Genomic DNA, 11,863 nt, shown 5'->3' with positions numbered 1-11,863 from the left:
CCGTATCTCCTTACAGGCCATCAATGGCGCCGGGAGCACACGAAGATCGTGTAAGCCGGAAGGAAAACCTCATTGGAATATACTGAAAGACATTCGCCATCTGCTCCGAACACGATCTGCCACGGCTCATCAAACCGGTATTCCCGATCAGAGGAAGAAGGATTCAGAATCACCCGGATCCCGGCTGAATGGTGTGCTTCATCCGCAATATCGATGTCATAGAAGATCACCGACTCATCTGCGATCGAGAAATGCACGCACTGCTCCACTTCTGCCCGTGTGCTGAGCCGGAAAGCCTTCCAGCTCCTGCGCAGGGAAATCGCTTTCCGCGTATATTCCACAAGGTCTTCATTGAAGATCATTCTCTCCCAGTTCATGCCATTGATCTCATCGCCGGCATTATAGGAATTCGAACAGTCTTTCTTCGTGCCGCAGAATTCCATCCCTGCATGCAGGAACGGAATGCCCTGGGCGCACATCGTCGCCAGGATCATCATCTTCTGACGCTTCAGACGGATCTCGCGCGGCTCCTCTCCACAGCAGAAATGCATCTTGTCCCAGGCAGTCGCATTATCATGCGTCTCCACAGCATTCACCGACTGAATCGGCGAATCAAAGCGCATGAAATACGGCTGATCCAGAGAATTGCCGGTCAATGCACTGCACATTTCAAACGCCAGTCCGGTATTCCCGGTCAGATAGCCCGTATCGTACTTGCGGTCATCGCTGGTCGGGCCTTTTGCCACATCCCGGAACGTATCATTGAAATGACCGATGCCTGGCATCTGATGCTGGTTGTAGATCTTTGCCTTGCGATCTTCGCTGAGGGCGGTCGGCATATCCCAGCCCTCGCCATAGATCAAAGCATCGCTGCGGATCGCATGGGCTGCCAGATTCAGCTGATTCATTGTGCTCACATCGAGGATGCCCATCAGATCAAACCGGAAGCCATCAACTCCATACGTATTCATCAGGAACTTCACGGCATAGATCAATAGCTTCCTCATCATCGGCCGTTCACTGTCAAGATCATTGCCGCAGTAGCTGCCATTGGAGAGATATCCGGAATCCGTATACCGGAAGAAATAATACGGCACCGTCCGGTTCAGCGCACTCTGCTCCATGTCATACATATGGTTGTACACGACATCGAGAATCACCCGGATCCCGTGTTCATGGAACGCTGCCGTCACTTTCCGCAAGCCCATCATTCTGGAATACGGATCCTCCGGGTGTTTCGTATAAGATCCTTCCAGGCCGACGATCTGCGCCGGATCATAGCCCCAGTTATAATTGCGGTCCGGATGTTCTTCATCCACGGTCGAGAAATCGATGACCGGCTGCAGCTGCACATGCGTGATGCCGAGACTGCACAGATAGTCAAACCCGGTCGGCTGACCGCGGTAGGAGGTGCCGCTCTGGCACAGGGCATTAAATGTGCCATGTTCTCTCGTATTGCTCAGAATCGAGCTGGTCATATCTCTGACACTGCACTCATAGATCACCGCATCGGCCGGACTTGCCAGCGGCGTCTTCACGCCCGGATCCGGGATATCCAGCACTCTGGCCAGATTGATCACCGCAGAATTTCTGCCATTCGCAGACGTGCTGAACCCATACGGATCCAGAGACTCTGCCGTCTTTCCATCCCGCTCCAGCACATATCGATAGAGAGCCTGGGACAGGTCTCCGGACACATAAGCCCGGAATACGCCATGATCCGTCCGCTTCATCGGCACCATCCGCAGCACGCCGCCATGTTCGATGCGCACAAATACCCGCACCGCAGTCGGTGCCCATAATGCAAAGGAAGTCCCGTTTCTCGTCCAGATTGCACCAAGATCATCTCCGCTGTAATTGAACTCTTTATCAAACTGCGCAGTGCGGACAATGAACCGGTTCTGAAGCACGACACACTGCCCCTGCTCTTCATGGATGTAATAGTTCCGCCCGAATGGAAGATCTGCCGGAATCGTCAGATGATAGCGGACTTCCCGTTCATGTTCCTCGACCCCGCGGATCACGCATTCTGCATACAGACCATAGTCATCTGTGATATAGAATCCGCTGGCACTCCCGTTATAGAAGATTTTGCTGACAGTCACCAGAACCTTTCCATAATCATCCAGGAACGCTTCGATCACACTCATATTTTTCTCTTTCCAGCGCACCTTTTCTTTCCATCAGAAAAGGAGCACATTTTCTGCGCTCCTATCATAAATGCATTTATACGCTTAGGCAATCAGAATTTCAGCGGCTTCACATTCCAGATTTCATCCGCATACTGGCAGATCGTGCGGTCACTGGAGAAGTAGCCGGACTTCGCAATATTGATCAGGCAGCTTCTTGCCCAGGCATGGCGGTCCTGATAGCGGGCAGAGATCTGTTCCTGTGCCTGTACATAAGAATCAAAATCTGCCAGGACGAAGTACTCATCATTCTTCATGAGCAGCTCGTCATAGATCGTCCGGAAATCATCCCGGTCGCCATTCCAGGTTCCGTCGATGAACGTATTCAGAACCTTCCGGATCCGCTCATCGCCATTGACATAATCCATTGCCCGGTAGGTCTGACGGAAGCTCTCGATTTCCTCTACCGTCATTCCGAAGATCACATCATTCTCACGCCCGACCAGACGATCGATCTCAACGGTTGCACCATCCAGGGTGCCGAGCGTGATTGCACCATTCATCATGAACTTCATATTGCCTGTGCCGCTGGCTTCCTTGCCCGCTGTGCTGATCTGCTCGCTGACATCTGAGCCATTCATCAGCACCTCGCTCATCGAAACGCTGTAGTTCGGAAGGAATACCACCTTCAGCATGCCGTTGACGTCCGGATCGCTGTTGACAACCTTGGATACGCAGTTGATCAGCTTGATGACCTTCTTGGCAAACACATAGGAAGGAGCTGCCTTGGCCGCGAAGATGAATGTATGCGGATAGATCCGGAAATTACGGTCGCTCTTGATTCTCTGATAGAGATAGATGACATGCATGATATTCAGCAGCTGACGCTTATATGCATGCAGACGCTTGGCCTGGCTGTCGAAGATCGAAGAAGGATCCACAATGATGCCGGTCGATCTCTGAATATAGGCCGCAAGGATCTCTTTGCGCTTCTGCTTCACGCGCAGGAACTCTTCCTGAAGCTTCGGCTCATCGACATGATTCATGAGCTTCTCAATCTTCGAGAAGTCAGTTTCGAACCCCTTGCCGATATGGCTCTTCAGCATCTCTCTCAGTTCCGGATTGCTGTAAAGCATCCATCTGCGCGGCGTGATTCCATTCGTCTTGTTCGTGAACTTCTCCGGCCACATGGAGTAATACTCATGGAACAGCTCGCTCTCCAGCAATCCGGTATGAATCTCAGCAACGCCATTGACCGCATGTGACATGATGACCGCCAGACGGGCCATATGAATCATGCCATTGTCGATGATGCGCGTGCTGTACCAGAGATCCTGGCGATTCGGATAGCGTTCATTCAGGAAACGCCCGTATCTGCTGTTGAGTTCATCGATGATCATGTAGATTCTCGGCAGCAGCTTCTGCACATATTCCACCGGCCACTTTTCCAGTGCCTCGCTCATGACGGTGTGATTGGTATAGGACATGACCGACATCGTGATTGCCTGCGCCCTGTCCCAGGAATATCCGTAGTCATCCATCAGCACCCGCATCAGTTCCGGAATGGCCAGAACCGGATGCGTATCATTCAGCTGCACACTGACCTTCTCGCCAAGATTGTCGAGCGTATCATACTGCTTCAGGTGCGTGTTGATGATCGAGTCAATGCCTGCGCTGACAAAGAAGTACTGCTGTTTCAGGCGCAGATACTTTCCTTCTTCAGTCGAATCATCCGGATAAACATTCAGGCAGATCTGATTGACCTCGGAAAGATATTCCCGGTAGTCCATCCACGAAGGCGACTCATCCGCTGCTTCTGCACTCCACAAGCGCAGCGTGTTCGTCATCTTCGTGCCTGCCCCGATCATCGGCATATCATACGGAACCGCGAGGATATGCTCTGCATTCACATGATTGAAATGCAGATTGCCATTCTCATCGCCATGGACTTCCACATTGCCCCAGAACTTCACATCCACGGAATGCTTCAGCTTGCGTACTTCCCACGGATTGCCGATCCGCATCCACATATCCGGAACTTCTACCTGGTTGCCCTGATCATCAATTCTCTGACGGAACAGACCGCACTGATAGCGGATGCAGTTTCCATTCACCGGCAGGTTTTCCGTTGCTGCACTGTCCATGAAGCACGCTGCCAGTCTGCCCAGGCCGCCATTGCCAAGTCCTGCATCCCGTTCCATGGAAGCCAGGTTCTCATAATCGATCCCGAGTTCTTCCAGTCCCTCGGTGACAATGTCATAGATGCCGAGGTTTCTCAGATTGCTTGTCAGCATTCTGCCGAGCAGAAACTCCATGGAGAAGTAATACACCTGCTTGGCCTGATTCTCTGATACCGCCACTTTGGTATCCTTCCAGTTGACACTTGCATAGTCACGCACCATCTCGCCTAAGACCAGATACTTCTCGGTCGGATGCGTCTGATCTACGGTCGTGCCATACGCTTCAATCAGCCTCTGGCTGAACTCTTTCTTGAACTCCTGCTTGTTTCGAAACATCATGCCCCTCGATTCTATTTTTCTTTTCATGAACCAGCCAGACCGCCGCAAACGGCGCCAGCCGGATCGTGATCTGACTGCTCCATTTCGGGTCTTCCGACTTTCCGGACTTTACCGGTCTGAAATTGCACATGTTGCAGCCATCATAAATGTCTTTTTCGGAATTCAGAATTTCCAAATAAGATCCCTGCTGCGGAACCCCGATCGTGAATTGCTCATAAGATACCGGCGTCATATTCAGCACGCACACCAGAATCTCCGTTTCATCTTCGCGATAGAACGAGAATACCGAATGCGCCGCATCATCGGCATCAATCCAGCGGAATCCGCAGTAGTCATAATCATACCTGCTCAGGCACGAATGTGCCAGATAAATCCGGTTCAGATCAGTGAAATATCTCTGAAAAGCCTGGTGTCTCGGATACTTCAGCAGCAGCCAGTCCAGCTCCCGCTTCTCATCAAACTCCCGGAAGCTGGCAATCTCATTGCCCATGAAATTCAGCTTCTTGCCTGGATGCGCATACATATACGCATAAAGATTTCTCACCTGCGAGAACTTCTGATCATAGCTGCCCCACATCCGGTCAATGATCGTCTTCTTGCCATGCACATTCTCATCATGGCTCAGCGGCATCAGAAACTTCTCGCTGTAGAAATAAGCCATCGAGAACGTCAGCTTCGAATGATCATAAGAACGGTAGATCGGATCTTCGGAATAATACTTCAGCGTATCATTCATCCAGCCGAGATCCCACTTATAATCAAATCCAAGTCCCCCATCCAGCGTGCTGGCTGTCACTTTCGGATAGTCAGAAGAATCCTCCGCAATCATCATGACCTGAGGAAATTCCTTCTTCACGTAATAATTCATGCGCTTCATGAAATCGATCGCTCCGGAATTCTCGCCCCGATCCCGGTTTCCGCCCCAGTAGATCATGTTGGAAACCGCATCAATGCGGATTCCATCCACATGATACGTCTCACACCAGAAGATCATCGAGCTGATCAGAAAGGAACGCACTTCCTCATTCCAGAGATTGAAGTTCAGAGTACCCCATTGGCTCTCTGCGTCGCTGCGCTTCTGATACTCATACAGCGGCTGACCATCAAAGTTTCTGAGCCCGTAGGCATCTCTGACAAAATGGACCGGAACCATATCGATGATCACGCCGATGCCAGCCTGGTGGCACGCATTGACAAACGCTCCGAACTCGGTCGGATTGCCATATCTGGACGTCACGCTGAAATAGCCGCTTGCCTGATAGCCCCAGGAGCCATCGAACGGATATTCGGTCAGCGGCATCATCTCGATATGCGTGAAACCATGTTCTTTCACATACGGAATCAGATTCTGCTGCATCATCGGATAGGTATATGGGTATTTCCCGTTCTTTTTCCAGCCTCCGGCGTAAACTTCATAGATGGATACCGGGCGATCGAAATTCACTGATCTCTGCCTCATCCATTCCTGATCGCTCCAGCAGAGATCATGCAGGCTGTAGACCTTCGAAGCGGTCTCCGGAGGAGTCTCGCTGTAGAAGGCGTACGGATCTGACTTATCCAGAAATTGTCCGTTCTTGTCTTCAATATGATATTTATAGGAATCCCATTCCTTCACGCCTTTCACGAAGACCGACCATACGCCCTTGAAATCGGTCCGGGTCATGCGGTCTCGATTCCCATCCCAGTCATTGAAACTTCCGATCACACTGACTGAATGCGCATGAGGCGCATAAACCGTGAAGCGTACTCCCTCTCCTCCTTCATAGGCAAAATGCGCACCGAACAGCTGATATGCCCTGATGCAGCGGCCCTGATGGAATTCTTCAATGATCTGTGCCTGATCCATGATTGCGCACCCTCCCGTTTCTGATGATATTCCGCACATTCAAGTATATCGCAGGAATTCAAGCATGAAGAAAGCCAATTGCGATCAGCGCCTGCGCAGCAAGATAGGTTTCCATGACTCCGCGATGGCTTCCCTTCGCAAAGATAGAAAACGAAAGAATCGTATCCGAGACCACAAAGCATAGTGATCCCAGCCAGACCAGAACTCGGCCAGGATCTTCCCCGGTACTCAATCTCAGAAACGCAAGGATGCTCATAGCGAGCAGACCGATCATATAGGCAATGACCGGAAGCTTCAGCCTCTTATTCACATGTTTCAGCAGTCTCGGTGCAAATATCGCCGCATACCCTGCATATCCAATCAGCACCGGAATGATCCATTCCGGGAAAATTCCCCATCTGCAATCATGCAGAAACCGCAGCACATAACAGAGATGACCGGCAAGAAACGCTGCCGTTCCGCCAAGCAGCGCTTTCTTGTTCTGCTTATGAATCAGCAGCGTATCGCCTAGCCCGCCCAGCAGCAGCCCAGCCGTCACCAGCAGGGAAATTTCATCTGCTGAAGATACATAGAACACTGTAAGAAGCGGCATCAGAAACGGTTTCAGCCTGCGCTTGCCTTTCCGTTCTGAATCATAGCAGTCATAAATCCCTGCCAGCAGAAAAAAGCTTCCTGCAAGCATTGCCAGTGCCCTGTTCATCCTTTTCCCCGCCAATCTCGCTTTTCATTGTACCAAAAAGGAACTGCTCTACACAGTTCCTCTCTTGTCTATTTCAGAATCGGCTGCAGTGCTTCTGCAAGCTTTTCCTTTTCTGCCTCAGCTTCCGCCAGCGTCTTGCCGAGCGTCGTGAAGTAAGTCTTGATCTTCGGCTCCGTTCCGGAAGGACGAACCACTACCGTTGCCCCATCTTCCAGGTGATACGTCAGCACATTGGCCTTCGGCAGACCGGTTTCTTCCGGCTTCTCGTAGTCAATTGCCCGGACGACCTTATCCCCTGCAAAGTCAGCCGGCGGATTCTTCCGCAGATCTTCCATGATGCCAGCCATCTTGTCCATGCCGGAAAGACCCGGGAACGAATAGCTGTCAACCTTGTTCAGATAGCGTCCGTACTGCTGATAGATCTCTTCCAGACGCTGCTTGATCGAAGAACCGATCGAACGATAATACGCCGCCATCTCGCAGATCAGCATACTTCCGACTACTGCATCTTTATCACGGACATACGGTCCGGCCAGATATCCATAGCTCTCTTCGAATCCGAAGATGAAGCGATCCGTTTCGCCCGCAGCTTCCAGCTGTGCGATCTGATCGCCGATCCACTTGAAGCCAGTCAGCGTATGGCGAAGCTCTACGCCATAATGCTCTGCCACTTTATCCGCCAGCGGCGTACTCACAATCGACATCACCGCAACCGGCTTCTCAGGCATTGTGCCCTTCTCGATTCTGCCAGCACAGATATAATCCAGCAGCAGCACGCCCATCTCATTGCCGGAAACCAGCTCATAGGAACCATCCGGGCACTTCATCGCAATGCCTACGCGATCCGCATCCGGATCCGTTGCCAGCATCAGATCAGCTCCCGTTTTTTCCGCAAGCTCCAAGCCCTTCTGCAATGCCTCGCGGATCTCCGGATTCGGATACGGGCAGGTTGTGAAATAGCCATTCGGGTATTCCTGCTCCGGAACAATGGTGATATCCGTAATGCCGATATCTCTCAGCACATGCGTTACCGGGACCAGACCGGTTCCGTTCAGCGGAGAATATACCAGCTTGAGGCCGGCGGTCCGGCAGAGACCCGGGCGAACCTGACGGGACTCAATTGCCTCATAGAGCGCCTGAATGCAGTCATCCTGAACGAACCTGATCAGCCCCTTCTCGACGCCTTCCCGGAACGACATATACTTCGCCCCAGTCAGCACATCCGTCTTCTGAATCTGTGCATAAACAACGCCAGCCGCATCATCAGTCATCTGGCAGCCATCCGGTCCATAAGCCTTATAGCCATTATACTGAGCAGGATTATGGGAAGCTGTGATCATGATGCCGGCATTGCAGTGATAATATCTCGTTGCAAAGCTTAGTGCCGGAACTGGCATCAGCTCATCATAAATGCGTACATGGATGCCATTGGCCGCCAGTACCCCGGCCGCATCTCTGGCAAACGTCCAGCCCTTGAGACGGGAATCATAGCTGATTGCAACGGTCTGCGTTCCGCCCTGCGTCTTCACCCAGTCTGCCACGCCCTGCGTTGCCTGGCGGACCACCCAGATATTCATCCTGTTTGTGCCGGCTCCGAGTGTTCCGCGCAGTCCGGCAGTGCCGAACTTCAAGGCTGCAGCGAACCGATCTTTGATTGCATTATCATCTCCGCGGATCTCACGAAGCTCGTTTGAAAGATCGATGTCCTTCAGATCAGCAGAACACCAGCGTTCATACTCCTCCTGATACATAGCAATTATCTCCTTTTCTTAAAAAAGGAAGATGCTCAGCGGCATCTTCCTGTTCGGACGGCTTCAGTCAATCAAGCAATGACTTTCTGAGCACGAAGCACTTCTTCGATCGTCTTGATGGCAACGTCTTCGTCATCTCCATCGCAGGTGACGGTGATTTCAGACTGCGTCGGAATACCCAGTGACATCACGCCCATGATGGACTTCATGTTAACGGTACGTCCCTTGTAAGCAACTTTGACTTCGCTCTTGAACTTGCTAGCTGCGTTGACTGCAACAGTAGCAGGGCGTGCGTGAAGTCCTACCGGATCCACAACAGTTACAGATATCTGCTTCATAGTTTTTTATCTCCTCCTGGTCGATTCTAGGATCATTTTACTTCACCCGTCCGCAAACTACAAGCGCTTACTTGTGTTTTAGCCATCCCTCACCAGAACAGCAAACCATTCCATCCGGGGCAATGGAACATCCGGTTTCTCACCTGTTCATTCCTTATGACAGAGGCGTCCGCTGCTGGCCTCTTTCTGCACAACCTATAGAAGATGAGGATATGCATTACTTTCCGGAATATCTCTGGTGCAGCGTCTTCCAGGAAGGCATCTCCTGACGAAGCCGATCCCATTCCAGGGTACTGGCATCAGGATAATCTTTTTTCAGAGCAGCGAATCACTGATCCATCCATTCCATCTCTTCGACTGCATTCCGGCAATGATCAGAAATGCAGTATTCTCCGATTCCGGTCTTCGCCATGCCATACAGCATGAGATCCATCACGATCGCCCATACCCTGCTCTGATCGTACTTCTCATCCTCAGCCGGTATCCCTCCCTGGCTGCCTGAACCGCGCGTCTGATCTCTGCGTACCGGACTTTTCTCAGATCGCATCCATGCCCATAGCAGAGATACACGCAAGGCAGAACAAACGCTGCATGCGTATACAGGTATCCCAGCACATCATCGCACCATTCCAGGCAAAAGCCACTGCCATCAAGCGCCTGCCCCAGCATCTTCCGATCTGGTTCCTCCGGCTTCTGATGCACATAGCCAAGCGTGAGGCCGGTCTTTCCTGCCCGGAATATTTTTACCGCATGTTCTTCCCGGACCCCGGCACTACTCTGAAACCCAAACAGAACCTTCTGCTCCGGAGTCAGTCCATGAATCTTCTTTTCCATCTCCTGACAGAGAGGATTATTTCCGATCAGGACAAGCATCTTTCCATGAATTCCTGCAAGAGTATCCAGCAGTGCCTCCTGCTGCCATCCCTGCATCACGGATAATACGAGATCCCAGGAAACATTCCCCATTACCTGTTCCGCCACTTCGGGATGATCAATCGTTTCTTTATGCTGAAGCACATGCTTCAGATGCAGACCATCCGTACTCAGAATCTCTTTCCATCTTCCCCGGCTGATCATCGTCACTTCATTCCCGGCAGTGCATAATGCATGTACCAGCAGAGAGCCGATTACCCCGCATCCATAAACCGGAATTCTCATGTGCATCCTGCTTTTCTGAACGATCCTGCATGAAATCTCGTTCTGTCTGCATGTCCCGTGCAAGCAATTAGACATATCTAACTATAGAAGAAAACCGCAGCCCTGATAATCTGATTTCCCGCAGAACTCGAAAGGATTTTCCTGCACAGGTATTTATAATAGAGAAAAAAGGAAAACAGTTATGAACTTACTTCAGGAAAGCCGTACAAGAATCAATGAAATCGATGACCAGCTTGTCAGACTCTTCGAAGAGCGCATGCATACGGTTGAGAACGTTGCAAAATACAAAGCAGAAAACAATATCCCTGTCTTTGATTCCTTCAGAGAGAAAGAGAACATCGAGAAAAACTCTGCCAAGCTGAAAGACCCGAGACTCAGAAAATACTTTGAAGAATGGTATCAGTACACCATGGAAGTATCTAAGGAGTATCAGAAAGATCTTCTGAAACGTGACTGCTGAAAAGAGAAGATCTGTTTTTGAACAAGGGTGGCTTTCTGCAGCTGAACCGCCGTCCTTCAAACACTCGAAAAATCTGCTCATACGCTCTGCTTTCATGACCAGAGATCCATCGCCTCCTGAGCTGTATAAGGAAAGTGATCATCGAACCGGTCAGTCTCATAAACAATGCAGAAGAAAGCAGCGAAGCGATCCAAGGTGATTCCCGATAGTCAGGAATAGAAAGTTCTGTGCTCTGCCTTCCTGATTCTGTATACGCTGAATGCTCCCGGCATCATGCATGCAGGCTGGCTGAATACTCCGTAAGCAAGACTATGCACCACCTACACTCGCACTGCAGGAATCCTGCGGCTTCGATTCATGAAAAGATGACAGCCTTCCTGATCATTGCTGCAGGGTATTGGTCTTTATCAGAAATCCTGCTATTAAATGAATGGTCGTTCATAACAATGATGGGAGAGGAGAGCCGCTATGATAATTCTGAAACCCATTCTTCTGATTGCTGTTCCTTGTTTCGTAACCGCAGGCTGCACTGCCTCTGGCCACGATTCAGAGAATTCTGCATCAGCCCCTTCTTCTCCGCAGACAGCAGCTCCTTCTATGGAGAGTACCGAATTTTCCTCTGCTTCTCCAGATGCCGGAGCGCTGCAATACTATATTGACGCAGCGGTAACGGCAAAGGACGGTAAGGAGCTCACAGTTCTTGTCGAAGATACGCCGATGAAACTGAATCTTTCTGAAGTAGAAAATCTGTATCCTGCCGAAATTCAGACTGGTGATACCATCCGTATTTCGACCTCAGCGGAATCTCTGGATACCTTTGCGGTCATCGAAAATGCAGAGCGAATCACTGCTCCGGAATGACCTCCAGTTTCTGAAGTTAAATGAAACCCTCGCATGATGCTGCGAGGGTTTCTGCTGTAAGGACCAGATGACACAGATCCATCTAGGCAATCACATGCATC

Annotated in this window: 9 protein-coding genes; 2 read left to right on the top strand and 7 right to left on the bottom strand. The window is 50.8% G+C overall.

From position 1 onward, the window contains the following. Positions 1–20: 20 nt before the first annotated feature. The 7 genes from pulA to C7E00_RS02525 form a co-directional block, all read right to left on the bottom strand. Complete coding sequence (pulA, locus tag C7E00_RS02555; RefSeq protein ID WP_105302786.1) at positions 21–2,150, bottom strand: type I pullulanase; 2,130 nt, start codon at positions 2,148–2,150, stop codon at positions 21–23. Positions 2,151–2,242: 92 nt separating this feature from the next. Further along, positions 2,243–4,645: a glycogen/starch/alpha-glucan phosphorylase gene (locus C7E00_RS02550; RefSeq protein ID WP_167836446.1), complete on the bottom strand. Its 2,403-nt coding sequence runs from the start codon at positions 4,643–4,645 to the stop codon at positions 2,243–2,245. Then, positions 4,593–6,494, bottom strand: coding sequence for a 1,4-alpha-glucan branching protein GlgB (gene glgB, locus C7E00_RS02545; RefSeq protein ID WP_105302784.1), 1,902 nt, complete (start codon positions 6,492–6,494; stop codon positions 4,593–4,595). The genes C7E00_RS02550 and glgB overlap by 53 nt, the downstream gene beginning before the upstream one ends. Before the next feature lie 58 nt (positions 6,495–6,552). Next, the gene (locus C7E00_RS02540) at positions 6,553–7,194 is read right to left on the bottom strand and encodes a lysoplasmalogenase family protein (protein ID WP_105302783.1); all 642 of its coding nucleotides are present in this window, start codon (positions 7,192–7,194) and stop codon (positions 6,553–6,555) included. Positions 7,195–7,262: 68 nt separating this feature from the next. Beyond that, complete coding sequence (locus C7E00_RS02535; protein ID WP_105302782.1) at positions 7,263–8,945, bottom strand: phospho-sugar mutase; 1,683 nt, start codon at positions 8,943–8,945, stop codon at positions 7,263–7,265. A 71-nt stretch (positions 8,946–9,016) separates the two neighbouring features. Further along, on the bottom strand, positions 9,017–9,283 hold the full coding sequence (locus C7E00_RS02530) for a phosphocarrier protein HPr (RefSeq protein WP_105302781.1): 267 nt from the start codon (positions 9,281–9,283) through the stop codon (positions 9,017–9,019). Positions 9,284–9,715: 432 nt separating this feature from the next. Next, positions 9,716–10,441, bottom strand: a complete 726-nt coding sequence (locus C7E00_RS02525; protein WP_167836432.1) for a ketopantoate reductase family protein — start codon at positions 10,439–10,441, stop codon at positions 9,716–9,718. Positions 10,442–10,622: 181 nt separating this feature from the next. On the opposite strand from C7E00_RS02525, the gene C7E00_RS02520 reads away from it, so the two are divergent. Together C7E00_RS02520 and C7E00_RS02515 are read left to right on the top strand one after the other, a co-directional pair. Further along, the gene (locus C7E00_RS02520; RefSeq protein WP_105302779.1) at positions 10,623–10,901 is read left to right on the top strand and encodes a chorismate mutase; all 279 of its coding nucleotides are present in this window, start codon (positions 10,623–10,625) and stop codon (positions 10,899–10,901) included. Positions 10,902–11,498: 597 nt separating this feature from the next. Next, complete coding sequence (locus C7E00_RS02515) at positions 11,499–11,762, top strand: hypothetical protein (RefSeq protein WP_135358137.1); 264 nt, start codon at positions 11,499–11,501, stop codon at positions 11,760–11,762. The last annotated feature ends 101 nt before the right edge of the window (positions 11,763–11,863 follow it).

Origin of the sequence: Anaerolactibacter massiliensis, from assembly GCF_900290205.1 — a bacterium.
GTDB lineage: Bacteria > Bacillota_I > Bacilli_A > Erysipelotrichales > Erysipelotrichaceae > Bulleidia > Bulleidia intestinalis.
The sequence above is the reverse complement of the archived record's forward strand: the minus strand, read 5'-3'. Positions and strand labels throughout refer to the sequence as shown.